This window comes from Thiohalobacter sp. IOR34, from assembly GCF_030406045.1.
Lineage (GTDB): Bacteria > Pseudomonadota > Gammaproteobacteria > Thiohalobacterales > Thiohalobacteraceae.
The window spans coordinates 2,794,340-2,817,677 of sequence record NZ_CP128988.1 but is presented as its reverse complement, the minus strand read 5'-3'; the positions used below and the strand labels follow the sequence as shown (position 1 = coordinate 2,817,677).

The following is a 23,338-nucleotide window of genomic DNA, read 5'->3' as shown; positions in this document are numbered from 1 at the left end:
TGATTTTTCATGATTTTACCCGCCACTGACCGGTTAACAGTTTCTGCATCAAGCCGCGTTTCTGTTGTCGATAAGCGTCCGCCAGATCGTTAAGTATTGTTATTTCCTGCTGGGCGATGTTAAGCGTTCTAGCAATTGCCTGCTGCTCTTCTTGTGATGGGAGCGGAAACGGTATGGCAGCAAAATCACCAAAACTTACCGTTTCACGTACACTACCCTGAGCGCTCTTTTTTATTCGTTGTCTTGCCTCGTGAGAAGATAGCCAGTGCAGGAAGAAATCAGAATTTATTCTCTTCTCGTCCAGTTCGAAAACGACGTACATTGGGCTTAGAACCCCTATATCCCAATCATCCAGGCGGGCAATGGATCCGACGTTGATGCGGGAAGGGTTGTAGGCATATTGGCCGCGCCTGACAATCTTGTAGTTGCTCAGGTCGGCGCTGGCAACTCGTCGCTCAAACTGGTCTTCGGGCAGTACAAAGCCACTGTGATTGGTAACACTGAGTACCTGCTTGACTGCGCCGTCACGGTTGCGTGCAGATACTTCTGTGGAAAAATCGCGGATATGTCCACGCGGATGGCTTTTATCGGAAATCAGGCGGCTGAGCAGCCACGAAAACCGTTTTTCCTTCGCCGCGATCAGCTTCTCGGTATTTTCGATGGCGGCATCCCATATTTCGAGCAAATCGGTAACTTTCTTGCGGCTTGATAGGGTCTTTGGGATCAAAAACGATAATTTTCTTACATCTCTAATGTTTATTCCTTTTACGGCCTGACCTACCTTGTCCTTTTCTATCTGCGTTTGCACATAGTCGCTTCTTAGTACTTGCAATACATATCGTTTCGTTATATCACAGGAAATCCGTATACGCGCTGTATCCTGTGTGATGTTAGCTCCTTTCAAAAGATCTGGAACAATAGCAACCTTACCTGTGGTGCCTCTTATTGATAACAATATGTCGCCCCCGTTTAACCGAGAACGTTTATACTGATTCTCAATTTGAGGGTCAGTGAGTAGCAATGATTCGGTCTGAATAATGCCGTTGGTGATATCTTTTACCTTCACTACAGGCACACCGCCCTGGAAGAATTTCCCGGGCTTAAGTATCCCGTAACAAATAGGATACTCATTGTCTACAAGGGTATTGAGCTGCACCTCTCGCCAGAAATCGTTTTCCTTACTCACCCTTCACCTCTGGCTTTTTATCTTCTTGCCCCAACTTTTTTGCCACAATCTCCAGCGCCTTAATGGACTCTTCTTTTCCGAGGGCTTCCTTGCGCCCCCGCCTGCGCTCCGCAAACCGCTCATACTCCTGCCGTGCGTGTTCATCCGCCGCCTTCTTGCTGACTGATCCGGCATTAGGCAGCACCTTGCGCTCGTTGAAGGTAAGGAATTCGTCGAGCTTGCGTTCCCAGTCCTGCATGAAAATCTGCCTGCGGCGGCGGGCCTGGTCTTCGGCGAAGTCGAGCCACATGACGACGATGCGGTTGAGTTCGTCGATTTCCGGTTCGGTGAGGTAGTTCTTGGCGGTGGTGACGTCGGTCTTGCGCACTTCATCGCCTTTCCAGGAGGTCAGGCCCATGTTGGGGAGTTCGTGGTCGGCGCGGCGCTGGATGAGTTCGGCGGCGGTCAAGCCTGTGGCGGCGTAGTGCAGCTTGTTCTGGATGATGCTGAAGAACCTGGTAGTCTCCGGCCAGGAGGGGTCGTAGTCGCCCGCCATGGCGAAGATTTCTTTCACCCGCAGGTACATGCGCCGTTCGCTGGCGCGGATGTCGCGGATGCGTTCCAGCATCTCGTCAAAGTAGTCGGGCACACCCCAGTCGGCCACGGGCGGGTTCTTGAGCCGCTCGTCATCCATGGTGAAGCCCTTGACCAGGTATTCACGCAGCCGCTCGGTGGCCCAGCGGCGGAACTGGGTGCCCCGCTGGCTGCGCACCCGGTAGCCGACGGCGAGGATGGCATCGAGGTTGAAGTGTTTTACGTTGTATTCCTTGCCGTCGGCGGCAGTTGTTCGGAAAAACCGAACAACTGAATCTTCCTGTAACTCATCGTCTTTAAATATGTTTTTCAGGTGCTCGCTGATGGTGGCCTTGGATTTCTGGTATAGCTCGCAGAGCATGGCCTGGCTCAGCCAGATGGTCTCATCCTCGAAGCGGCATTCGAGGCGGGTTGTGCCGTCCTCGGCCTGGTAGAACAGGATTTCGCCTCGTTGCGAGACGATGTCTTCGTCTTCCGGGCTCATCGCTCGATCTCCGCCAGTTTCTGCGCCATCTTCGCCCGCACCTCGGCCAGTTCCTTCTCCAGTTGGTCGATCTCCTTTTGCACGGCGTCGATGTCGATCTCTTCCTCTTCCTCGAAGGTGTCCACGTAGCGCGGGATGTTGAGGTTGAAGTCGTTTTCGGCGATTTCCTCGAAGCTGGCGACGTGGGCGTATTTGTCCACGTCCTTGCGCGCCTGGTAGGTGGCGACGATCTTCTCGATATGGGTCTCGTCCAGGGTGTTCTGGTTCTTGCCGGACTGGTATTCGCGGCTGGCGTCGATGAACACCACGTCGCGCCGTTTCTCATTGGCACCGCCTTTCTCCCGTGTGCGGTCGAAGACCAGGATGGCCACCGGGATGCCGGTGGTGGGGAACAGATTGGCAGGCAGGCCGATGACGGCGTCCAGCAGGTTGTCCTCGATAAGCCGGCGGCGGATGCGGCCTTCTGCGCCGCCGCGGAACAGCACGCCGTGGGGCGCGACCACGGCCACGCGGCCTTCCTTTTCCAGCGCGGCTTCAATCATGTGGCTGATGAAGGCGTAGTCGCCCTTGCTCTTGGGAGGAATACCGCGCCAGAAGCGGTTGAAGCGGTCATTCTCGGCCTCGTCCTGGCCCCACTTGTCCAGCGAGAAGGGCGGGTTGGCCACTACCACGTTGAATTTCATCAGGCGGTCGTTTTCCACCAGTGCAGGACTGGTGAGGGTGTTGCACCATTCGATGCGGGCGCCGTCCATGCCATGCAGGAACATGTTCATGCGCGCCAGCGCCCAGGTGCTGCCGTTGACCTCCATACCGAACAGAGCGAAGTCGCGGCCGCCGATTTCGCGGGCCGCCTCGACGAGCAGGCCGCCGGAACCGCAAGCGGGATCGCAGATACGGTCACCCGCCTTCGGCCGAGCCAGTTTCGCCAGCAGTTCGGAGACCTTGTGGGGGGTGTAGAACTCACCGGCCTTCTTGCCCGCGTCGGAAGCGAAGCGCTCGATGAGGTAGATGTAGGTGTTGCCGATCACGTCTTCCGAGACGCGGCTGGGGCGCATGTTCAGTTGGGGCTTGTTGAAGTCCTCCAGCAGGTGTTTGAGGCGTCGGTTGCGATCCTTGGTGCGGCCCAGGTTGGCCTCGGAGTTGAAGTCGATGTTGCGGAATACGCCTTCGAGTTTGGATTTGTTGGCCTCTTCGATGGCGTCCAGGGCGATGTTGATTCGCTCACCGATGTTGGGTTCGTTGCGAGCCTCATAGAGATCGTAGAAGCTCGCGCCCTTCGGCAGCACGAAGCGTTCGCGGGCCAGCTTGCGGTGGATGCGTTCCTCGTCGTCGCCGTATTGTTTTTTGTAGCCTTCGTAGTGATCCTGCCAGGTGTCGGAGATGTATTTCAGGAACAGCATCACCAGGATGTAATCTTTGTACTGGGCCGGGTCCACGACGCCACGGAAGGTGTCGCAGGCCGCCCAGGCGGTTGCATTGATTTCGGATTGCTTGAGCTTGTCGGTCATGCAGTGTTCTCCCGGATTCTTTTTGTTTTCATCAGTTTCATGATGTCATTTGTTGCAATAGTTTTTCGCCCAGCGCGCGGTGAAGGCGGTCGCTCTGGACTAACAACGCCTGGCGAAGCGTACGTTCTTTCATCATCAATTCTCCCAGCTCGGCAAACTGGCGTTGTTTGTCCAGCGGAGGGATGGGCAGCATGAGTTCAGCAAATATCTTACGCTGAATGATGGGGGTGCCCGCGCTTGTTCTGACCTGGGCGATACGCGCCTGGATTGGGGGTTGGTTCAAACACCAGGCGAGATAGGCAGGATCAAAACCCTGATGCGGTCGCAGGATGTAGAAGGTGGCGGAAGCTACCGTTAGTTCAGGAACCGACTCTACAACCGCGGCACAATTACGGCTGCCACGCGAAACAAAAAGCACGTCGCCTTCCCTGACCCGGTATTTTTCCAGTGATCCCTTGGGGGTGATACGCAGCTCGTGTTCAGGCAAATAACGGTAGGGCATGCCTTGTTCCATGGCCGGAGCAAGATGCTTTCCCAGGATGACCTGATGAGTGCCCTCGGGCTCGTGCTCCGCACGAGCCTTGAGAGCGTAGCCAGGCAGCACATCGGCACAGTCGGCGATCCTTGTCAGTTGTGCATTCATTCGAGTGCCCGTCCGCCTTAGTCGTTACAGACCGGCGTGTAATTACGCACCAAGTCGGTTTCGATATTGAATCGACGAGGCTCAGACGACTCCAGATGGATACCGATGTGCGTTTTGCCGTGACGATCAAAGCAAGGTCGCTTGTGGTGATTGTCGAAGCGTTCAGACAGATCACCGGTCTGGCCAATATAGAGGATGGAGAAATTGGTGCCGTTCTTTTTCAGAATGATGTAAACAGCACCGACAGCTTTGAACGATGTGCCCCAAGGGTAAACGTCAAAACTATATGAGCGACCGGATGCGCCATTGAGTGTAACAGTGGTTTCTTTTGCCATTCTTGTACTCCTGTAATAATGCCAGACTGGCAAGGCGAGCTGGCATGGAGTACACTTTAACTGCGTATCAAAGCGACTTTAGCTGGCCACCAGGCGTTGCCTGACCGGTTAAGGTTTCAAAAAAAGCCCGTGTTGCCGCACGGGCTTTTTTATTGCTCGCAGGATATTTTCTGCAAGAGTAATGATAATACTCTTTTGCATTCGACACTGTCAACACTAAAAAGTTCAGTATTCGCATTACTCAAATTAAATATTTCTATAGGCTTGATTCCTCGAGCAATCAATGAGTTATGGCATGTAGAGTCACTGGATTATTTCATGGATACAGCAACGACTGTTGTTGGCCAACAGTTTCCCTTTATAGGAAGACTTTCTATATGGAAAAATTGAAGCCTTATTTTTTATTGGCGCAAAAAATAAGCCAGACCCCCGACAATCGAGAATCTGGCTTATTTCACAACAGGCCTTAGGGTGTGCAGCGAATGAAAGCCGGACCAACTATGCTTTCCTGTAACAATAAGTTGGCCAAAACGGCCAACTTATGCTTGCATGCACAGGAGTATTGTGCCGCGTTGATTTTATGGTGGGCCCGCCAGGACTCGAACCTGGGACCAAGGGATTATGAGTCCCCTGCTCTAACCAACTGAGCTACAGGCCCGAAGGGGAGAGGCGGAGTATAGCTGGATAGAAAAAGGGCGTCATCCGGCGGGATGACGCCCTTTCCATAACGGCTGCCTGGCGGCCCTGGCAATCAGCTGCTCTCGATCTCCAGGAAGGAGCGCAGCTGCTCGGAGCGGCTGGGGTGACGCAGCTTGCGCAGGGCCTTGGCCTCTATCTGGCGGATGCGCTCGCGGGTCACGTCGAACTGCTTGCCGACCTCCTCCAGGGTATGGTCGGTGTTCATGTCGATGCCGAAGCGCATGCGCAGCACCTTGGCCTCGCGCGGGGTCAGGCCGGCGAGCACGCCCTGGGTGGCCTCGCGCAGACCCTCGACGGCGGCCGATTCGACCGGGGACATGATGCTCACGTCCTCGATGAAGTCGCCCAGGTGCGAGTCCTCGTCGTCGCCGATCGGGGTCTCCATGGAGATCGGCTCCTTGGCGATCTTCAGCACCTTGCGCACCTTGTCCTCGGGCATGGCCATGCGTTCGGCCAGCTCCTCGGGGGTCGGCTCGCGGCCCATCTCCTGCAGCATCTGCCGGCTGATGCGGTTCAGCTTGTTGATGGTCTCGATCATGTGCACCGGGATGCGGATGGTCCGGGCCTGGTCCGCGATGGAGCGGGTGATGGCCTGGCGGATCCACCAGGTGGCGTAGGTCGAGAACTTGTAGCCGCGGCGGTATTCGAACTTGTCCACCGCCTTCATCAGGCCGATGTTGCCTTCCTGGATCAGATCCAGGAACTGCAGCCCGCGGTTGGTGTACTTCTTGGCGATGGAGATCACCAGGCGCAGGTTGGCCTCGACCATCTCCTTCTTGGCGCGGCGCGCCTTGGCCTCGCCGATCGACATGCGACGGTTGATGTCCTTGATCTCGCCGATGGTCAGGCCGGTCTCCTGCTCGATGGCCATCAGCTTGTTCTGGGCGCGGCGGATCTCGTCGCGGTGCTGCTCCAGCGCGGCGGAGTACTTGTGGCCACCCTTGATCTGCTCGTCCAGCCAGTTCGGATTGGTCTCGTTGTCCGGGAAGCTGGAGATGAAGGTCTTGCGCGGCATCTGCGCCTTGTTCACGCACAGGCTCATGATCAACCGCTCCTGGGTGCGGATGCGGTCGACGGTGTCGCGCAGGCGGCGGGTCAGCTCGTCGACCAGGCGCGGCACCAGTTTCAGCTCCATGAAGCGCTCGCTGAGTTCCTTGCGCAGCTTGGCGATCGACTTCGGCGACTTGGCGGCCTGCAGCTTCTTGTACAGGCGGGCCAGCTCCTCGAAGCGGGCGCGGACCTCTTCTGGATCGGGGCCGGTGTCGACCACCTCTTCCTCAGTATCCTCGCCGTCCGACTTCTCGGCGCCGGCCTCGACGCGCGGTGCCGGGGTCGGGATGCTGTCGTCGTCCAGGGCGTTGGGATCGATGAAGCCGCTGATCACGTCGGGCAGGCGGATCTCCTCCGCCTCCACTTTGGTGTATTCGTTGAGCAGGGTGAGGATGGAGGACGGGAAGTAGGACAGGGCCGAGAGCACCTGGCGCAGGCCGTCCTCGATGCGCTTGGCGATCTCGATCTCGCCGGCGCGGGTGAGCAGTTCGACGGTACCCATCTCGCGCATGTACATGCGCACCGGATCGGTGGTGCGGCCGAATTCGCTGTCCACCGTGGCCAGCGCGGCGGCGGCCTCCTCGGCGGCGTCCTCGTCGGCCAGCGGGCTGCTGTTCAGCAACAGGGTATCGGCATCGGGCGTCTCCTCGTGCACGGAGATGCCCATGTCATTGATCATGTTGATGATGTCTTCGATCTGCTCCGGATCGACGATCTCGTCCGGCAGGTGGTCGTTGACCTCGGCATAGGTCAGGTAGCCCTGCTCCTTGCCCTTGGCAATCAGTAGCTTGAGCTGGGATTGCTGCTCTTGATTCATCGTCGTCATCGTGATCTTCTACACTCTACTCAAAGTAGCAAACGCGCCTTCGCCAAGCCGCAGGGGCTTGGCGAAGGCGGAAAAACAAACCCCCAGTTTAGCGGATCGGCCGGCATTCCGCCAGTCGGCTCATTCCTTTGCCGCCGTGGGGGTGGGCCGGGCGCGGTCGCGCACCAGGGTCTTCCATTCCGCCAGTTCCTCCGGCGGCAGCCGGCCGTCGCGGTCGAGCTTGGCCTGCAACTGCCGCCAGCGTGCCTCGCCGGCCTGCTTCAGGATCAGACGGATGTGACCGTCGAATTCTTCCGCCCTGCCGTCCGGCGGGCTGATCGGCTCGCTCCGGGCCAGTTTCCAGAGGTGGCGTTCCGCCGGGTGTTCACGGAAATGTTCCAGGATGGCGCCGACGTTCCTTAGATGGGGTCTTGCCCGTAAAAGTTCAAGCAATTCAACCAGGATTTCCACGCCAGCCAGATCCACCCCGGCCAGGGTCGTGCGCTCCTCCACCCGTGCCGCCAGCGCCGGTTCGTGCAGCAGCAGCTGGATGGCGTCGCGCACCGCCGAGTGCCGCTGTCCGCCCTGCGGCGCCGCTGGCCGTGGCGTATCAGGCCGGCTGGCGGGCGCCTCGGCCATCCCCAGCCGCTGTTCCAGGCGGCCCGGATCCATCCGGGTCAGTTCGGCCAGCCGGGCGGTCATCAGGTCGCGCAGCACGCCGGCCGGCAGCTTGTTGAGCAGCGGCCGGGCGAGTTCCACCAGTCGCGCGCGGCCGTCCATGCTCTGGATATCGACCCCGGCCTGCAGATGTTCAAAGAAAAATTCGGAAAATGGGACGGAGTCGCCGATTCGGGCCTCGAACGCCTCGCGCCCGACCTGGCGCACCAGACTGTCGGGGTCCTCGCCCTCCGGCAGGAACAGGAAGCGCGCCTGGCGGCCGTCGCGCAGCACGGGCAGGGCGTTCTCCGCCGCCCGCCAGGCGGCGGCGCGGCCGGCGCGGTCGCCGTCGAAGCAGAACACCACCTCGGGGACGATGCGGTAGAGCTGTTCCAGGTGCTCGCGGGTGGTGGCGGTGCCCAGGGTCGCCACCGCATTGCGGATGCCGTACTGGGCCAGGGCCACCACGTCCATGTAACCCTCCACCACCAGCAGCCGCTCCAGCTTGCGCTCGGCCTTGCGCGCCTCGTACAGCCCGTACAGCTCGCGGCCCTTGTGAAACACCGGGGTCTCTGGCGAATTCAGGTACTTGGGCGTGTCGTCGCCCAGCACCCGGCCGCCGAAGCCGATCACCCGGCCGCGCCGGTCGTGGATGGGGAACAGGATGCGGTCGCGGAAGCGGTCGTAGAGTCGGCCGTCGTCGCGGGCGATGGCCAGCCCGGCCTCCAGCAGCTGGCGGCGATGGGTCTCGCTGTCACCCAGTGCCTGCAGCAGGTTGTCCCAGCCTGGCGGGGCATAGCCGAGGCCGAAGTCGCGGGCGATCTCGCCAGACAGGCCGCGCCGCTTCAGGTAGTCGATGGCGCGTCCGGCCTGGGGGTGGTTGCGCAGCTGCTGCTGGTAGAAGCGCGCCGCGCGGGCCTGGATGTCGTACAGCGGCTGGCTGCGGTCCGGGGCCGTCCCCGCTGCCGCGGCCTCGCGCGGCACCTCCAGGCCCAGCGTCCGGGCCAGTTCCTCCACCGCCTCGACGAAGTCCATGTGCTCGTAGTCCATCAGGAAGCCGAGCGCCGTGCCGTGCGCGCCGCAGCCGAAGCAGTGATAGAACTGCTTGGCGGGACTGACGGTGAAGGAGGGGGTCTTCTCGTTGTGGAAGGGGCAGCAGGCGGTGTACTCGCGGCCCGCCTTCTTCAGCTGGATGCGGCTGTCGATCACCTCGACGATGTCGATCCGGTTGATCAGATCGTCGATGAACTGCTGCGGGATGCGTCCGGCCATGCCCCTAGTTTACTCCACTCCCGCCCCCACGTAGGTCGGATTACGGCGCTTCGCGCCTAATCCGACCTACGGGTCTGAATGGCCGCGGAAGGTACGGAAGGGGGATTCCGTGGCTATTGCCCGGAGAGGCGGGCCTTGATGCGGCCGCTGACCGCGCCCATGTCGGCGCGGCCCTGGAGCTTGGGCTTGAGCAGGCCCATGACCTTGCCCATGTCCTTGATGCTGCTGGCGCCGGTCTCGGCGATGGCGGCCTCGACGAGGGCCTCGATCTCCGCCTCGCTGAGGGGCTCCGGCAGATAGGTCTGGATGACCTCCAGTTCCTGGCTTTCCTTCTCGACCAGGTCGTCGCGACCGGCCTTCTTGAACTGCGCGATGGATTCACGCCGCTGCTTGACCATCTTGTCCAGCACCGCCGTGATCTGGGCGTCGTCCAGCTCGATGCGCTCGTCGACCTCGCGCTGCTTGATGGCCGCCATGATCAGACGGATGGTGGCCAGGCGGGACTTGTCACCGCCACGCATGGCGGCCTTCATATCCTCCTGGATACGGGCCTTGAGCGACATGGCGGGCGGGTATCAGTACAGGCGCTGGTGACGGGCGACTTCGCGGCTGACCTTCTTCATGTGTCGCTTGACGGCCGCGGCGCGCTTGCGCTTGCGTTCCTGGGTGGGCTTTTCGTAGTACTCGCGGCGGCGTACCTCGGAGAGGATGCCGGCCTTTTCACAGGAGCGCTTGAAGCGACGCAGGGCGACCTCGAAGGGCTCGTTTTCTCGAACGCGAACGCTGGGCATGTAGCGATCTACCTCTATATCCGTGACTGTTAGCCGTGATCCACGGCGACCGCAGGCCCCTGTCGGACCTGAAAGGGCGTGCATTCTAATCGCTCCGCGCCGGGAAAGCAAAGCCGGCCGCCGCGCTTGTGCCGCCTGCGCCCCTCCGCGAGAATGGCGCGATGCTCGTCCTCGGCATCGAAACCTCCTGCGACGAGACCGGCGTCGCCCTCTACCGGCGCGGCGAGGGTCTGCTCGCCCACAGCCTGTACAGCCAGATCCCGCTGCATGCCGAATACGGCGGCGTGGTGCCGGAGCTGGCCTCGCGTGACCACCTGCGCCGGCTGTTGCCGCTGCTGCGCCAGGCGCTGGAGGCGGCGGGGGTGGCCGGGACGGACGTCGGCGGTGTGGCCTATACCGCGGGTCCCGGCCTGATCGGCGCCCTGCTGGTCGGTGCCTCGCTGGGGCGGGCCCTGGCCTGGACCTGGGGGGTGCCGGCGGTGGCCGTGCACCACATGGAGGGCCATCTGCTGGCGCCGCTGCTGGAGGCGTCGCCGCCGGATTTCCCCTTTGTCGCCCTGCTGGTCTCCGGCGGCCACACCCAGCTGGTCCAGGTCGAGGGCGTCGGTCGCTACCGGCTGCTTGGCGAGACCCTGGACGACGCCGCCGGCGAGGCCTTCGACAAGACTGCCAAGCTGCTCGGTCTGCCCTATCCGGGCGGGCCGGCGCTGGCCCGCCTGGCCGAGCGCGGCGATCCGCAGCGCTATCGTTTCCCGCGGCCGATGACCGACCGCCCCGGCCTGGATTTCAGCTTCAGCGGTCTGAAGACCTTCGCCCTCAACACCTGGCAGGCCTCCGACCACAGCGAGCAGGCACGCTGCGACATCGCCCGCGCCTTCCAGGACGCGGTGGTCGACACCCTGGCCATCAAGTGCCGGCGGGCGCTGGAGCAGACCGGCCTCAAGCGGCTGGTGGTGGCCGGCGGGGTGGGCGCCAACCGGGCCCTGCGCGAACGGCTGCGCGAGCTGGCCGAGGCGCGCGGCGGGGCCGTGTACTACCCGCGGCCCGAGTTCTGCACCGACAACGGTGCCATGATCGCCTTCGCCGGCTGCCTGCGGCTGGCCGCGGGGCAGCAGGAGGCGGCGCAGATCGAGGCCCGCGCCCGCTGGCCGTTGGAGGAGCTGGGGCCGGTAGAGGGCGCGGCCTGCTGAGGGTCCCGGGCTACGATGGGGTTGCCGCCGCCGCGGCGTGGGCGCCGCGCCTACAGGGTATGGCGGCACGAGGTATCCGTAGGAGCGGTCTCCAGGCCGCGATGGGATTACCACCGTCGTCAGGCGGAACCGACGATGGCCACGAAACCCACGAAATCCACGAAAAGGAAGCGTTCAGAAGTCAGTAGATGGAAGCGTTATCTCTCCTGACTCCTTCATTCATTCGGGAATTTTTCGTGGGTTTCGTGGCCATAATACGCCCGTGTTTTCCGTGGCTATATCTGATCCGCTGTTACCCGCTCAGTCCTTCTTCGAGCCCAGCTTGATCCGCCCCTCGCTGCCCTGGAGCAGGTTGCGGATATTGCTGCGGTGGCGCCAGTAGAGCATGAGGGTCATCAGGCCGGTGGCGGCGACCAGCAGAGGGTCCCCGGTCAGCCACCAGACGTAGAGCGGCGAGGCGGCCGCGGCGACCAGGGCCGAGAGCGAGGAGATGCGGCTGACCAGGGCCACCCCCAGCCAAGTGCCGATGGTGGCCAGGCCCACCGCCCAGTGCAGGCCGAGCAGCACGCCGAGCGCGGTGGCCACCCCCTTGCCGCCGCGGAAGCCGAAATACAGCGGATAGAGATGACCGAGGAAGGCGGCCAGGCCGGTGGCCGCCAGCAACCCGGCACCGGCGTCCAGTCCGTGCGCCAGCAGCATCGGGATCAGCCCCTTGGCCATGTCGCCGAGCAGGGTGATGGCGCCGGCCTTGCGGCCGCCGAGCCGCAGCATGTTGGTGGCCCCGGGATTGCCGGAGCCCTGGGTGCGCGGGTCGGGCATGCCCAGCAGCCGGCCGACGACCACTGCGGTGGAGACGGAACCGAGCAGATAGGCGAACAGCACCAGCAGGATGGCGGACGGGGCAACGGGCATGGGCGGCTATTGCAAAGCTTTGTCCGGGCGCCGTCAAGCGTTTATAGTGAGGCGCCGTTTGGCAGCCCGGCGGACAGCCCATGGACATCATCTTCCTGCGCGACCTGCGCATCGACACCGTGATCGGCATCTACGACTGGGAGCGGCGCATCCGGCAGACGATCAGCCTCGACCTGGAGATGGCCGCGGACATCCGCAAGGCCGCGGCCAGCGATGCCATCGAGGACACCCTCAACTACAAGGCGGTGGCCAAGCGACTGATCGAGTTCGTCGAGGGCAGCGAATTCCAGCTGGTCGAGACCCTGGCCGAACGCTGCGCAAGTCTCGTGCTCGAGGAATTCGACGTCCCCTGGATACGCCTGACCCTGAACAAGACCGGCGCCGTGCGCGGCGCGCGTGACGTCGGGGTGATCATCGAACGCGGCACGCGCAGCTGATGGCCCGGGTCTACGTCAGCATCGGCAGCAACATCGACCGCGAGCGGCAGGTGCGCGAGGGGGTGCGCCGGCTGGCCGAGGCCTACGGGCCGCTGGTCTTGTCGCCGGTCTACGAGACCGCCGCGATCGGCTTCGAGGGCGAGGACTTCTACAATCTGGTGGCCGCCTTCGACACCGATGAGACGCCGGCCGAGGTGGTCGAGCGGCTGCATGCCATCGAAGCGGCCTGCGGCCGGCGCCGGGGTGGGCCGCGTTTCGCCCCGCGCACCCTGGACATCGACCTGCTGCTCTACGACGACCGGATCATGGACAGCGGCGGCGTGCAGATCCCGCGCGAGGAGATCACCCGCCACGCCTTCGTCCTCAAGCCGCTGGCCGACCTCGCCCCGGACGCCGTCCATCCGCTCACCGGCGAGTCCTTCGCCGCCATGTGGGCGGCCTTCGACGCCAGTGGCCAGCGCCTGCGGCGGATCGACTTCGACCCGGCCGCGGATCTTCCCTGAATGGCGGCCTCCCCCTGGGCCATCCCGCCGGACTGGCCTGCCCCGGAGCCGGCGGCACGCGAACTCGGCGAGCGGCTGGTCGAGATGCTGCGCGGCGAGATCGCCGAGGCGGGCGGTTCCATCCCCTTTTCGCGCTTCATGGAGCGGGTGCTCTATGCCCCGGGGCTCGGCTACTACAGCGCCGGCTCGCGCAAGTTCGGCGCCGCTGGCGACTTCGTCACCGCGCCCGAGCTCGGCCCGCTGTTCGCCCTCGGCCTGGCCGGCAGCTGTGCCGCGGCATTGCAGGCGCTCGGCGGCGGCGACCTGCTCGAACTCGGCGCCGGCAGCGGCGCCCTGGCCGCCGGCCTGCTGAACGAGCTGGCGCGGCGCGATGCCCTGCCCGGGCGCTATCTGATCCTCGAACCCAGCGCCGAGCTGCGCCAGCGCCAGCGCCAGCGGCTGGCGGCGGACTGTCCTCAGTTTGCCGCTCGCGTGGAGTGGCTGGATGCGCCGCCACGCGGGCTGCGCGGGGTGCTGCTCGCAAACGAGGTGGTCGACGCCCTGCCGGTGGAACTGTTCCGCTGGCGCTCGGCGGGCGCCGAGCGCGGCCGGGTCGGCTGGGAGGCGGGTGGCTTCGTCCTGGATTACCAGCCGGACGACAGCCCGGCGTTCGCCGGGCCGTTGGCCGCCCTGGCCGCGGAGTGCGGCCTGGCCGAGGGTTACCGCTCCGAATTCCGGCCCCAGCTGCCGGCCTGGCTGGCGGGACTGGCCGAGGGTTTCGAGGGGGCCATGCTGTTCATCGACTACGGCCATCCGCGCCGTGAGTACTACCATCCGCAGCGTGCGCAGGGCACCCTGATGTGCCACTATCGCCACCGCGCCCATGCCGATCCGCTGTGCCTGCCGGGGCTGCAGGACATCACCGCCTATGTCGATTTCACCGCCCTGGCCGAGGCGGGGGCGGCGGCGGGGCTCGAGGTGCAGGGCTTTTGCACCCAGGCCCACCTGCTGCTCGACAACGGCATCGAGCAGCGGCTGGCGGTGCCGGCGGACCCCGCCGATCCGGCCTATCTGGCCGAGGTGCAGCAGCTCAAGACCCTGCTGCTGCCGGGGGAGATGGGGGAACGCTTCAAGTGCCTGCTGCTCGGGCGGGGCCTGCCCGGGGGGCTGCCCGGTTTCCGCCTGCAGGACCTGCGCAGCCGGCTGTAGCGAACGAGTGGAACAACGAGAAGAACGACGACGCCATGGAACTGATCCAGATCATCAGCCTGGCCCTGCTCCAGGGGCTGACCGAATTCCTGCCCATCTCCAGCTCGGCGCACCTCATCCTGGTGCCGCAACTGCTGGGTTGGCCCGATCAGGGCCTGGCCTTCGACGTGGCGGTACACATCGGTACCCTGGCTGCGGTGGTGTTCTACTTCCGCCAGGAGCTGGGTCGCATGCTCGGTGACTGGCTGGGCTCGCTGGCCGGCCGCGGCCTGACCGCGGATGCGCGCCTGGCCTGGGCGGTGGGTTTCGGCACCATCCCGGTAGGCTTGGCCGGGCTGCTGTTCAAGGATGTCATCGAGACCTCGCTGCGTTCGCCGCTGGTGATCGCCGCCACCACCGTGGGTTTCGGCCTGCTGCTCGGTTGGGCGGATCACGCCGGTTCCCGGCGACGCGACGAGCACAGCATCGGCTGGAAGGACGTGCTGCTGATCGGTGTGGCCCAGGCGGTGGCGCTGATCCCCGGGACCTCGCGTTCCGGCATCACCATGACCGCCGGTCTGCTGGCCGGTCTGAGCCGGGAGGCGGCGGCCCGCTTCTCCTTCCTGCTGTCGATCCCGGTGATCCTGCTGGCCGGCGGTCTGGAGACCCGCGAACTGCTTGCCTCGCCGGTACCAGTGGACTGGACGGCGCTGTCGCTCGGTGCCGCGCTGTCCGCGCTGAGCGCCTACCTGTGCATCCACTTCTTCCTCAAGCTGCTGGCGCGGATCGGCTTTATGCCCTTCGTGGTCTACCGGCTGCTGCTCGGTGCCGTGCTGCTGCTGATTTTTGCTTGAAGCTACAGAATTCAGAAGCCAGAAGCCAGAAGTCAGGAGATAGGGGGGTAGGAGCGATCGCCAGGTCGCGATGCGGCGTGAAGCGCCGCTAGCTGTCCGCATATTGCATCAGCCCCCGGACGGTGGCGTGGCTGGACCCGCCGGGGATCGCGGCCTGGAGGCCGCTCCTACGGGGCATGGCCGCACCCTGGCAGGAGCGGCCTCCAGGCCGCGATTGGCGTGGTGTCAACGGGCTGCTAGCTTCCAGCTTCTGGCTTCTGGCTTCTGGCTTCTGGCTCCTGGATTCTGGATTCTGACTTCTCACTCCCGCCTTCTTTCCACTTTTCCTTCACCGCCCGAATCGCCGCGATGCGCCGCTCGCGCAGCCGTTCGCCGATGGCCGCCCCCTTCAGGCTCTCGGCCACTAGCCCGGATATTGCACCAGGCCCCCGGAGATGGCGTGGCTGGCCCCGATGGGGATCGCGGCCTGGAGGCCGCTCCTACGGGGCATGGCGGCACCCTGGCAGGAGCGGCCTCCAGGCCGCGATTGGCGTGGTGTCAACAGGCTGCTAGCTTCTGGCTTCTGACTCCTGGATTCTGAATTCTCACTCCCACCTTCTTTCCACTTTTCCTTCACCGCCCGAATCGCCGCGATGCGCCGCTCGCGCAGCCGTTCGCCGATGGCCGCCCCTTTCAGGCTCTCGGCCACTAGCCCGGATATTGCACCAGGCCCCCGGAGATGGCGTGGCTGGCCCCGCCGGGGATCGCGGCCTGGAGGCCGCTCCTACGGGGCATGGCGGCACCCTGGTAGGAGCGGCCTCCAGGCCGCGATTGGCGTGGTGTCTAGCTTCTGGCTTCTGAATTCTGACTCCTGGATTCTGAATTCCCGGCTTCTTTCCACTTTTCCTTTACCGCCCGAATCGCCGCGATGCGCCGCTCGCGCAGCCGTTCGCCGATGGCCGCCCCCTTCAGGCCCTCGGCCGCCAGCGAGCGGGCGTCCACCGTCCGTGCTGCCGCGAAGGCTGCCCGCACATAATCGGCCTGGGGGTAGGGGTCCTGCTCGTGGCCGCTGCGGCCGCGGATGTCGGCGTGGCAGGCGAGCAGGAAGCTGTCCAGCCGCTCGGGGCGGCGGAAGGCATCGATCCGCAGCAGCAGGTCGAGCAGGGTGGACGGGCGCAGCTCGAAGGCCCGGTGGCAGGCCATGTGATGGGCGGCCACCAGCCGGGCCAGCTGGCGATAGTCGTTGGGGGTCTTCAGCCGGTCGCAGAGCCGGTCCACCAGTTCGGCGCCGCGCTTGTCGTGGCCGGGGTGGCGGGGCAGCGCCTCGGCCGGGGTCTCGCCCTTGCCGAGGTCGTGGGTCAGGGCCGCGAAGCGCAGCCGCGGATCGGCCGATAGCCGGGCCGCCTGTTCCAGCACCAGCAGGCTGTGCAGGCCGCTGTCGATCTCCGGATGGACATGGGGCGGCTGGGGGACGCCGAACAGTCGCTCCAGTTCCGGGAACAGCCGGGCCAGGGCGCCGCAGCGGTGCAGCACCCGGAAATAGACCTGGGGGTAGTCGCCGGCCAGGGCCTTCTCGGTCTCCTTCCAGACCCGTTCCGGCACCAGGTAGTCGACCTCGCCGTTCTCCACCATGCGCTTCATCAGGGCGAAGGTGCCATGGGCGATACGGAAGCCGAACTTCGCGAAGCGGGCCGCGAAGCGCGCCACCCGCAGGATGCGCAGCGGATCCTCGGCGAAGGCGGGGGAGACATGGCGCAGCAGGCCCTGCTCGAGATCCTCCCTGCCGCCGAAGGGGTCGATGAGGGTGCCGTCCGCCGCCTCCGCCATGGCGTTGATGGTCAGGTCGCGGCGGCGCAGGTCCTCCTCCAGCGTAACCTCCGGGCTGGCATGGAACTCGAAGCCGGTGTAGCCGTGGCCGCTCTTGCGTTCGGTGCGCGCCAGGGCATATTCCTCGCCGGTCTCGGGATGGAGGAACACCGGGAAATCCTTGCCCACCGGACGGAAGCCGCGGGCCAGCATCTCCTCGGGCGTGGCGCCGACCACCACCCAGTCGCGTTCCTCGACCGGCAGGCCGAGCAGCTTGTCGCGCACCGCGCCGCCGACCAGGTAGGTCTCCATGCGCGGCCGATGTCGCTCAGCGGTGGGCCAGGCGGCGGAAGGCCTGGTAGCGGCCGCGGCTGGAGCGGCCGGCCAGGTGGCGCGGCATCACCGCCTCCACGGCGGTCGGCTGGATGCCGAGTCGCAGCAGGCAGTTGTCCTGGCAGACGCTCTCTTTCTGCAGCGACCAGAAGTTGTCGCGTGAGAAGGGGGTGCCGGGCAGGTATTCCAGCAGCCGTGCCTGCAGCCAGGAGGTGCTGTTGCCGAGGCGCAGGATGCGCGGCCGGACGCCGATCAGCTGGCCGGTGTAGGCGACCAGTTCGTGCAGTCGGTAGATGCGCGGGCCGCACAGGTCACAGTGGCGGCCGATGGTGCTGTCGTCTTCCAGGGCGCGATGGAAGGCTGCCGCCACGTCGCCGACATAGACGGGTGCAAAGCGGGCATCCGGGCAGGCCAGCGGGAACAGCAGCGGACTCAGCCGCAGCAGGCGGGCGAAGCGGTTGAAGAAGTGGTCGTCCGGGCCGAAGATCACCGAGGGCCGGAAGCTGGTGACCCGGAGTCCCTGGGCGGCGGCGGCATGCACCAGGTCCTCGCCCTCACCCTTGGTGCGCAGGTACTGGCTGTGTTCCTCGCGCGGGTAGGCGTTCAGTGCGCTCATGTGCAGCAGTCGCGGCACGCCGCCGGCCAGGCAGGCCTCGACGATCCGCTGTGGCAGCTCGACGTGCACCTTGCGGAAGTCGCCCGGCCGGTCTTCATTGAGGATGCCGACCAGGTTGACCACCGCCGCACAGCCCTCGATCGCGGCGCGCAGGGCCTCGGGATCATGGACGTTGCGTTCTTCCAGCCGGATGTTGGGGTGGACCTGGAGTTCGCGGTGGCGTACCACCCGCCGGGTCGGTACCCGGACCCGATAGCCGGCGTCGGCCAGCCGGTTGCAGAGGTGGCGGCCGAGGAAGCCGGTGCCGCCGATGACGCAGATCTGCCTGTGGTGTGCCATGTTCGTATCGCTTCTGTTGGAGGATGCGGAACCGCCCGCCATAGTGGCGGCGCGGCCGTGGCAGGTCAACCCGCCGGGGGGGCGGCGCCTCAGGTGTCGCCCCGGGGCTCGCGGGCTGGGATCTCGGGCATGCGGCTGCTGAGGGGGCGGGCGCCGCCGTCGAGGCGCAGGTCGTAGACGGTGGTGAAGGCCAGCACGCCACGCACGTAGCCGCGGGTCTCGCGGTAGGGCAGGGTGTCGACCCAGCGGGCGGCCGGCATGCCGTCCGTCTTCGGCAGCCAGCGCTGCACCCGCAGCGGACCTGCGTTGTAGGCGGCAGTGGCCAGCACCTCGTTGCCGGCGAAGCGTTCCAGGACGCGTTTCAGATAGCCGCTGCCGAGGCGGATGTTGGCCCCCGCCTGGAGCAGGGTGGCGGTGGTTGGCCGCGGCAGCCTGAGCAACCTGGCGGTATGCCGCCCCGTGGCCGGCATCAGCTGCATCAGACCAAGGGCGCCGGCGGGTGAGCGGGCGTCGGCCTTGAAGGCGCTCTCCTGGCGCATGACGCCGAAGATCCAGGCGGGATCGAGCTTGAAGCGGCGCGCGGTCTGTTCCACCTGGGCGGTGTAGACCAGGGGGAAGCGCAGCTCGAGGTCGTCGCGGTGACGGCTGCGGGCGGCGGTGGCGATGGCCTGGTCGTGCCAGCCCCAGCGGTGGGCCAGGGCGGCGGCCAGCTCCAGCTGGCGTGGGGTCAGCGCGGCGCTGGCGTGACGCCACTCGCGACGGGCGGCAAGGCGCATCTCCAGCCGGTACAGCTCGCCGGCGCGCAGCAGACCGGGGTGGATGGCCAGCAGCGCATCCAGCGCGGCGCGGTCGGCGCTGATGGCGCGATGGCCGAGCCGGTAGTCCTGCTGCAGGCGGTCGGCGGCGAGGAAGCCGTAGTAGTGGCGCTCGCCGGCCAAGGTGGCGAACAGGCTGCGGGCCTGGTCCGCCCGGCCGCTATTTTCCAGGGCCACGGCCCGCCACCAGCGCCATTCGGTGGCATTGCGCTCCTCCTCCGGCATGGCCAGGATGGCGGCCAGCAGATCCGGCCAGTCGGCGGCCTGCAGGGCGGTGCGGGCGCGCCATTCGCGGCTACGCCGGTCGCGGGCTTCGGCCGGGATGCTGTCCAGCCAGGCGCGCGCCTCGGGCAGATAACGGTAGGCGGCGTGGAGGGCGATGCTGCGCTGCACCGCGGCGCGCTGCGCGGGGCTGAAGGCGTGCCGCTGGCGCAGCCGTTGCCAGTGGGCCCGGGCGCTGGGCGGGTCGCTGCGCGCCAGCCGCTGCAGGGCGTGGACCAGGATCTTGCGCACCAGCGGGTTGTCCTTGGCGAGGGCCGGGTCACGCAGGGTGCGCGCCGGGCGGCGGTGGGCGGCACGCCAGCGTTCCACCCAGCGGCGGTCGGCCGCCGACAGCTTGCCACCCAGCCAGCGGGCCAGGCTCAGCTTGCCGTTGTCGATGGCCAGCTCGATGCGCTGCCAGATGAGCTCGCTGCTCATCGCCGGGGAGGCGAGCAGCACCTTGAACACCGGGTCGCAGCTGTCCGGCTGCGAGCGGCCGACCAGCCACTGCCGACGGGCGTGCTGCAGCCAGTCGGCATCAGGCGGCTGCCGGGCCAGCAGGGCCTGCAGCCGGTAGCACTGCAGCTCGGCCGACTGCGGTTCGCGGTAGAAGGCGAGAAAGCGCGGCCAGGCCTTCTGCCGGGCGAGCCGCTTGAGCCAGCTGCGGCGCAGCCGCTCGGCCAGCGGCCCGTCCGGCCAGCGGTCGAGGAAGGTGCGGATCTCGGCGTCGCTGGCCCCTGATCCCTGACGGCGCAGGCGGCGTTCCTCCAGATAGGGATAGAGCGGATAGTCCTCCAGTCCCCGGGCCAGGCGTCGGGCCCGTGCCTCCTGACCGCGCTCCAGGGCCGCATAGGCCTGGCGAAAACGCTCGCGTTGCGCAGTCAGCGGATCGTCGCCGCCACGAGCGCCGACAGGCAGGGCGAGGAGCAGGGACAGGAGAAGAATGAGCGGCCTTCGATCCATGATTCACTATAGTATGACAATCGACTGGGCGTGGGCCCCGTAAATCGACGATCGACCCGGCATGGTCGATAACCGCGATCACGAAAAAAAACCCAAGCGAGGAGAAGACATGAAGTCGATCAACCCGGCCACCGGTGAAGTGCTCGAAAGCGTCGAACCCTGGAACGAGACCCAGCTGGAACATGCCCTGGAGGATGCCGCGGTGGCGGCCGCTGACTGGGCGGCGCGGCCGATCGCCGAACGCTGCGAGCTGCTGCGCCGTGTCGCCAGCGTGCTGCGCGAGCGTCAGGAGTCGCTGGCGCGACTCATCACCCTGGAGATGGGCAAGCTGATCAAGGAGGCGCGGGCGGAGATCGAGAAGTGTGCCTGGGTATGCGACTACTATGCCGAGCAGGCCCCGGCGTTCCTCGCCGAGGAGCCGGTGGAGACCGATGCCGGGCGCAGCCGGGTGATCTATCAGCCGCTGGGCACGGTGCTGGCGGTGATGCCCTGGAACTTCCCCTTCTGGCAGGTGTTCCGCTTCGCCGCACCGGCCCTGGCGGCGGGCAATAGCGGGTTGCTGAAGCATGCCTCCAACGTGCCTCGCTGTGCCCTGGCCATCGAGCAGTTGTTCCGTGACGCCGGGCTGCCGGAGGGGGTGTTCCGCACCCTGCTGATCCCGGCATCGCGGGTGGCGCGGGTGATCGAGGATCCGCGGCTGGCCGCGGTGACCCTGACCGGCAGCGAGCCGGCCGGACGTTCGGTGGCCGCGGCGGCCGGTGCCAGCATCAAGAAGACGGTGCTGGAACTGGGCGGCTCCGACCCCTTCATCGTGCTCGAGGATGCCGACCTCGATCTGGCCGTGTCCACGGCCGTGGCCTCGCGTTTCCTCAACGCCGGACAGAGCTGCATCGCCGCCAAGCGCTTCATCGTCGTCGAGCCGGTGGCCGAGGCCTTCCTGGAACGCTTCAAGACCGCGGTGGAGGCCTTGCGCAGCGGCGATCCGCTGGACGAGACGGTGACCCTGGCGCCCATGGCCCGCCACGACCTGCGCGACGAGCTGCATCAGCAGGTGATCGACAGCCTGGCCCAGGGCGCGGTGGCGGTGACCGGCTGCCAGCCGGAACCCGGGCCCGGCGCCTTCTACCAGGCCTCGATCATCGACCGGGTGGCCCCCGGCCAGCGGGCCTACCGCGAGGAGCTGTTCGGCCCGGTGGCGATCGTCATCCGGGCCGCCGACGAGAGCGAGGCCCTGCGCATCGCCAACGACAGCCCCTTCGGTCTCGGCGGCAGTGTCTGGACGCTCGACGAGGCGCGTGGCGAACGCCTGGCCCGCCGGCTGCAATGCGGCGCCGCTTTCGTCAACGGCATGGTCAAGAGCGACCCGCGTCTGCCCTTTGGCGGTATCAAGCACTCCGGCTACGGGCGTGAACTGTCCTGGCACGGCATCCGCGAGTTCGTCAACGTCAAGACGCTCTGGATCCGCTGAGCGCCGCCCGCGCCTGATGGACGCTCTGCTGTATCTCGCCAGCGGCGCGCTGGCCGGGCTGCTGGCCGGCCTGTTCGGCATCGGCGGGGGTCTGGTGCTGGTGCCGGTGCTGGCCTGGCTGTTCGCCCGCCAGGGCCTCGGCGGCGACCATCTCATGCATCTGGCGGTGGGCACCTCGCTGGCCACCATCGTGGTCACCTCGCTCGCCTCGCTGCGGGCCCATCACCGGCGCGGTGCGGTGGACACCGGGGTGCTGGGACGCCTGCTGCCGGGCATCGTGCTCGGCGGGCTGGGCGGCGCCTGGCTGGCGGACCGGCTGCCGACCGACGGTCTGCGCCAGTTCTTCGGGGTCTTCGAGCTGCTGGTGGCATTGCAGATGCTGCTGGCGGCGCGCTATCGGCCACACCGGGATCTGCCGGGTGCCGCCGGCCTGTTCCTGGCCGGCAGCCTGATCGGCGGCGTCTCGGCTCTGCTCGGCATTGGCGGCGGCACCCTCAGCGTGCCTTTCCTGATCTGGTGCAGCGTGCCCCTGGTGCGTGCGGTCGGAACCTCCGCCGCGGCCGGCCTGCCGATCGCCCTGAGCGGTGCCGCCGGTTTCTGGCTCGCCGGGCTGGATGCGCCGGACCTGCCGCCATGGAGCAGCGGCTACATCCACTGGCCGGCCTGGTTGGGCATCAGCCTGGCCAGCATGCTGACCGCCCCCCTGGGCGCGGCCCTCGCCCATCGCCTCGATACCCGCCTGCTGAAGCGGGGATTCGCCCTGGTGCTGGCTCTGGTGGGGGCGCGGATGCTCGGTCTGTGGCAATAACCAAGTACAAAAGTTAGTTTTTCCTAATGTGCTTATAGGTTTGACTTATATCAATGCGGGTCTTGCGGGTATAGGTCGATAGTGACGGCACGCTCGGAGGTAAGTCCATGGCGAAGGCTATCAACCGATTCGATTTTCTGCGCGGCGACTTCAAGGCGCGCCGCAGCCCGCAGCGTCCCCCCTGGGCGCTGCCCGAAGCGGCCTTCGTCGAGCGCTGCACCCGCTGTGGCGACTGTCTTGCGGCCTGCAGCGAGCGCCTCCTGGTGAGCGGGCGGGGCGGCTTCCCCGAGGTCGATTTCCTGCGCGCCGAATGCAACTTCTGCCGCGCCTGTGTCGAGGCCTGCCGAACGGGTGCGCTGCAGCCGGCACAGCCTGAACCCTGGGCGCTGCGCGCCCGTATCGAGGCGCACTGCCTGGTCCGGCAGGGGGTGGTGTGCCGGACCTGCGGCGAGCTGTGCGAGGCGCAGGCCATCCGCTTCCGGCCGGTGGTCGGTGGCTCGGCCCTGCCGCAGATCGACGATGCGTCCTGTACCGGTTGCGGCGCCTGTGTCGCACCCTGCCCGACACGCGCCATTCGAGTGTGCAATCCCGAAACCAATCCGGAGGAGGCGGTGGCATGAACATATCCGGTGTGCTGGTGCGCACGCGCCCCGAAAAGGTGGCGCTGGTGCAGACAGCCCTAGAACAGCTGGACGGTGTGGAGGTCCACGCCACGACCGAGGACGGCCGTCTGATCGTGACGGTCGAGCAGGCCGATGACCGGGCCACGGCCAGTACCGTGGATCGGATGCAGGACCTGCCGGGTGTGATCGCGGCGTCCATGGTCTATCACCAGTTTGAAGATGATGAACTGATCAACGAATCCATCGAACAGGAGGCTTGAG

22 protein-coding genes and 1 tRNA gene are annotated in these 23,338 nt (G+C 65.7%); 9 read left to right on the top strand and 14 right to left on the bottom strand.

The annotated features are described in order from the left end of the window. Positions 1-7: 7 nt before the first annotated feature. The 10 genes from QVG61_RS12970 to rpsU form a co-directional block, all read right to left on the bottom strand. Positions 8-1,186: a restriction endonuclease subunit S gene (locus QVG61_RS12970; RefSeq protein ID WP_289931082.1), complete on the bottom strand. Its 1,179-nt coding sequence runs from the start codon at positions 1,184-1,186 to the stop codon at positions 8-10. Beyond that, positions 1,179-2,243, bottom strand: a complete 1,065-nt coding sequence (locus QVG61_RS12965; protein WP_289931081.1) for a virulence RhuM family protein — start codon at positions 2,241-2,243, stop codon at positions 1,179-1,181. Before QVG61_RS12965 ends, QVG61_RS12970 begins: the two co-directional genes overlap by 8 nt. Further along, complete coding sequence (locus tag QVG61_RS12960) at positions 2,240-3,751, bottom strand: type I restriction-modification system subunit M (RefSeq protein WP_289931080.1); 1,512 nt, start codon at positions 3,749-3,751, stop codon at positions 2,240-2,242. Before QVG61_RS12960 ends, QVG61_RS12965 begins: the two co-directional genes overlap by 4 nt. A 37-nt stretch (positions 3,752-3,788) precedes the next feature. Next, on the bottom strand, positions 3,789-4,394 hold the full coding sequence (locus QVG61_RS12955; RefSeq protein ID WP_289931079.1) for a restriction endonuclease subunit S: 606 nt from the start codon (positions 4,392-4,394) through the stop codon (positions 3,789-3,791). 17 nt (positions 4,395-4,411) lie between these two features. Beyond that, positions 4,412-4,729 carry a GIY-YIG nuclease family protein gene (locus tag QVG61_RS12950; RefSeq protein WP_289931078.1) on the bottom strand — a complete coding sequence of 106 codons (318 nt, stop codon included), beginning with the start codon at positions 4,727-4,729 and terminating at the stop codon, positions 4,412-4,414. 581 nt (positions 4,730-5,310) lie between these two features. Further along, a tRNA-Ile gene (locus QVG61_RS12945) sits at positions 5,311-5,387 on the bottom strand. Positions 5,388-5,480: 93 nt separating this feature from the next. Then, positions 5,481-7,295: an RNA polymerase sigma factor RpoD gene (gene rpoD / locus QVG61_RS12940; RefSeq protein WP_289931077.1), complete on the bottom strand. Its 1,815-nt coding sequence runs from the start codon at positions 7,293-7,295 to the stop codon at positions 5,481-5,483. 129 nt (positions 7,296-7,424) lie between these two features. Further along, positions 7,425-9,212, bottom strand: coding sequence for a DNA primase (dnaG, locus tag QVG61_RS12935; protein ID WP_289931076.1), 1,788 nt, complete (start codon positions 9,210-9,212; stop codon positions 7,425-7,427). Positions 9,213-9,325: 113 nt separating this feature from the next. Beyond that, positions 9,326-9,775 (bottom strand): GatB/YqeY domain-containing protein, encoded by a 450-nt coding sequence (locus QVG61_RS12930; RefSeq protein WP_289931075.1) that lies wholly within the window; start codon positions 9,773-9,775, stop codon positions 9,326-9,328. A 12-nt stretch (positions 9,776-9,787) separates the two neighbouring features. Next, on the bottom strand, positions 9,788-10,003 hold the full coding sequence (rpsU, locus tag QVG61_RS12925) for a 30S ribosomal protein S21 (RefSeq protein WP_289931073.1): 216 nt from the start codon (positions 10,001-10,003) through the stop codon (positions 9,788-9,790). A gap of 161 nt (positions 10,004-10,164) precedes the next feature. Here rpsU and tsaD point away from each other — a divergent pair, with 161 nt between their 5' ends. Further along, on the top strand, positions 10,165-11,193 hold the full coding sequence (tsaD, locus tag QVG61_RS12920) for a tRNA (adenosine(37)-N6)-threonylcarbamoyltransferase complex transferase subunit TsaD (RefSeq protein WP_289931070.1): 1,029 nt from the start codon (positions 10,165-10,167) through the stop codon (positions 11,191-11,193). A gap of 300 nt (positions 11,194-11,493) precedes the next feature. Here tsaD and plsY read toward each other — a convergent pair whose 3' ends face one another. After that, on the bottom strand, positions 11,494-12,105 hold the full coding sequence (gene plsY, locus QVG61_RS12915) for a glycerol-3-phosphate 1-O-acyltransferase PlsY (RefSeq protein WP_289931067.1): 612 nt from the start codon (positions 12,103-12,105) through the stop codon (positions 11,494-11,496). A gap of 80 nt (positions 12,106-12,185) precedes the next feature. Between plsY and folB the strand changes: the two genes are divergently transcribed. From folB to QVG61_RS12895, 4 genes are read left to right on the top strand one after another with little or no spacing between them, the layout of a single operon-like run. Then, the gene (gene folB / locus QVG61_RS12910; RefSeq protein ID WP_289931065.1) at positions 12,186-12,542 is read left to right on the top strand and encodes a dihydroneopterin aldolase; all 357 of its coding nucleotides are present in this window, start codon (positions 12,186-12,188) and stop codon (positions 12,540-12,542) included. Continuing rightward, positions 12,542-13,045, top strand: a complete 504-nt coding sequence (gene folK / locus QVG61_RS12905; RefSeq protein WP_289931063.1) for a 2-amino-4-hydroxy-6-hydroxymethyldihydropteridine diphosphokinase — start codon at positions 12,542-12,544, stop codon at positions 13,043-13,045. The genes folB and folK overlap by 1 nt, the downstream gene beginning before the upstream one ends. After that, on the top strand, positions 13,046-14,233 hold the full coding sequence (locus tag QVG61_RS12900) for an SAM-dependent methyltransferase (protein ID WP_289931061.1): 1,188 nt from the start codon (positions 13,046-13,048) through the stop codon (positions 14,231-14,233). A 35-nt stretch (positions 14,234-14,268) separates the two neighbouring features. After that, positions 14,269-15,066, top strand: a complete 798-nt coding sequence (locus QVG61_RS12895; RefSeq protein ID WP_289931059.1) for an undecaprenyl-diphosphate phosphatase — start codon at positions 14,269-14,271, stop codon at positions 15,064-15,066. Between the two features lie 822 nt (positions 15,067-15,888). Here QVG61_RS12895 and QVG61_RS12890 read toward each other — a convergent pair. From QVG61_RS12890 to QVG61_RS12880, 3 genes are all read right to left on the bottom strand, one after another. Continuing rightward, positions 15,889-17,163 carry a multifunctional CCA addition/repair protein gene (locus QVG61_RS12890; protein WP_289931055.1) on the bottom strand — a complete coding sequence of 425 codons (1,275 nt, stop codon included), beginning with the start codon at positions 17,161-17,163 and terminating at the stop codon, positions 15,889-15,891. Positions 17,164-17,179: 16 nt separating this feature from the next. After that, positions 17,180-18,139: a complex I NDUFA9 subunit family protein gene (locus tag QVG61_RS12885; protein ID WP_289931053.1), complete on the bottom strand. Its 960-nt coding sequence runs from the start codon at positions 18,137-18,139 to the stop codon at positions 17,180-17,182. A gap of 89 nt (positions 18,140-18,228) precedes the next feature. Continuing rightward, on the bottom strand, positions 18,229-20,178 hold the full coding sequence (locus QVG61_RS12880) for a transglycosylase SLT domain-containing protein (RefSeq protein WP_289931051.1): 1,950 nt from the start codon (positions 20,176-20,178) through the stop codon (positions 18,229-18,231). A gap of 109 nt (positions 20,179-20,287) precedes the next feature. Here QVG61_RS12880 and QVG61_RS12875 point away from each other — a divergent pair, with 109 nt between their 5' ends. From QVG61_RS12875 to QVG61_RS12860, 4 genes are all read left to right on the top strand, one after another. After that, the gene (locus QVG61_RS12875) at positions 20,288-21,646 is read left to right on the top strand and encodes an NAD-dependent succinate-semialdehyde dehydrogenase (protein ID WP_289931049.1); all 1,359 of its coding nucleotides are present in this window, start codon (positions 20,288-20,290) and stop codon (positions 21,644-21,646) included. Between the two features lie 16 nt (positions 21,647-21,662). Beyond that, positions 21,663-22,454 (top strand): sulfite exporter TauE/SafE family protein, encoded by a 792-nt coding sequence (locus QVG61_RS12870; RefSeq protein ID WP_289931048.1) that lies wholly within the window; start codon positions 21,663-21,665, stop codon positions 22,452-22,454. Between the two features lie 107 nt (positions 22,455-22,561). After that, positions 22,562-23,074 (top strand): ferredoxin-type protein NapF, encoded by a 513-nt coding sequence (gene napF, locus QVG61_RS12865; RefSeq protein ID WP_289931047.1) that lies wholly within the window; start codon positions 22,562-22,564, stop codon positions 23,072-23,074. Then, positions 23,071-23,337 carry a chaperone NapD gene (locus QVG61_RS12860; RefSeq protein ID WP_289931046.1) on the top strand — a complete coding sequence of 89 codons (267 nt, stop codon included), beginning with the start codon at positions 23,071-23,073 and terminating at the stop codon, positions 23,335-23,337. Before napF ends, QVG61_RS12860 begins: the two co-directional genes overlap by 4 nt. The last annotated feature ends 1 nt before the right edge of the window (position 23,338 follow it).

Excerpts from the sequence above, each read along its gene's own strand:
- QVG61_RS12875 (WP_289931049.1), top strand. The coding sequence starts at position 20,288 with ATGAAGTCGATCAACCCGGCCACCGGTGAAGTGCTCGAAAGCGTCGAA.
- dnaG (WP_289931076.1), bottom strand. The coding sequence starts at position 9,212 with ATGGCCGGACGCATCCCGCAGCAGTTCATCGACGATCTGATCAACCGG.
- tsaD (WP_289931070.1), top strand. The coding sequence starts at position 10,165 with ATGCTCGTCCTCGGCATCGAAACCTCCTGCGACGAGACCGGCGTCGCC.
- rpsU (WP_289931073.1), bottom strand. The coding sequence starts at position 10,003 with ATGCCCAGCGTTCGCGTTCGAGAAAACGAGCCCTTCGAGGTCGCCCTG.
- QVG61_RS12895 (WP_289931059.1), top strand. The coding sequence starts at position 14,269 with ATGGAACTGATCCAGATCATCAGCCTGGCCCTGCTCCAGGGGCTGACC.
- QVG61_RS12885 (WP_289931053.1), bottom strand. The coding sequence starts at position 18,139 with ATGGCACACCACAGGCAGATCTGCGTCATCGGCGGCACCGGCTTCCTC.
- QVG61_RS12955 (WP_289931079.1), bottom strand. The coding sequence starts at position 4,394 with ATGAATGCACAACTGACAAGGATCGCCGACTGTGCCGATGTGCTGCCT.
- rpoD (WP_289931077.1), bottom strand. The coding sequence starts at position 7,295 with ATGAATCAAGAGCAGCAATCCCAGCTCAAGCTACTGATTGCCAAGGGC.
- folB (WP_289931065.1), top strand. The coding sequence starts at position 12,186 with ATGGACATCATCTTCCTGCGCGACCTGCGCATCGACACCGTGATCGGC.
- QVG61_RS12965 (WP_289931081.1), bottom strand. The coding sequence starts at position 2,243 with ATGAGCCCGGAAGACGAAGACATCGTCTCGCAACGAGGCGAAATCCTG.
- QVG61_RS12870 (WP_289931048.1), top strand. The coding sequence starts at position 21,663 with ATGGACGCTCTGCTGTATCTCGCCAGCGGCGCGCTGGCCGGGCTGCTG.
- QVG61_RS12890 (WP_289931055.1), bottom strand. The coding sequence starts at position 17,163 with ATGGAGACCTACCTGGTCGGCGGCGCGGTGCGCGACAAGCTGCTCGGC.
- QVG61_RS12900 (WP_289931061.1), top strand. The coding sequence starts at position 13,046 with ATGGCGGCCTCCCCCTGGGCCATCCCGCCGGACTGGCCTGCCCCGGAG.
- QVG61_RS12930 (WP_289931075.1), bottom strand. The coding sequence starts at position 9,775 with ATGTCGCTCAAGGCCCGTATCCAGGAGGATATGAAGGCCGCCATGCGT.
- QVG61_RS12950 (WP_289931078.1), bottom strand. The coding sequence starts at position 4,729 with ATGGCAAAAGAAACCACTGTTACACTCAATGGCGCATCCGGTCGCTCA.
- QVG61_RS12960 (WP_289931080.1), bottom strand. The coding sequence starts at position 3,751 with ATGACCGACAAGCTCAAGCAATCCGAAATCAATGCAACCGCCTGGGCG.
- QVG61_RS12860 (WP_289931046.1), top strand. The coding sequence starts at position 23,071 with ATGAACATATCCGGTGTGCTGGTGCGCACGCGCCCCGAAAAGGTGGCG.
- napF (WP_289931047.1), top strand. The coding sequence starts at position 22,562 with ATGGCGAAGGCTATCAACCGATTCGATTTTCTGCGCGGCGACTTCAAG.
- folK (WP_289931063.1), top strand. The coding sequence starts at position 12,542 with ATGGCCCGGGTCTACGTCAGCATCGGCAGCAACATCGACCGCGAGCGG.
- plsY (WP_289931067.1), bottom strand. The coding sequence starts at position 12,105 with ATGCCCGTTGCCCCGTCCGCCATCCTGCTGGTGCTGTTCGCCTATCTG.
- QVG61_RS12880 (WP_289931051.1), bottom strand. The coding sequence starts at position 20,178 with ATGGATCGAAGGCCGCTCATTCTTCTCCTGTCCCTGCTCCTCGCCCTG.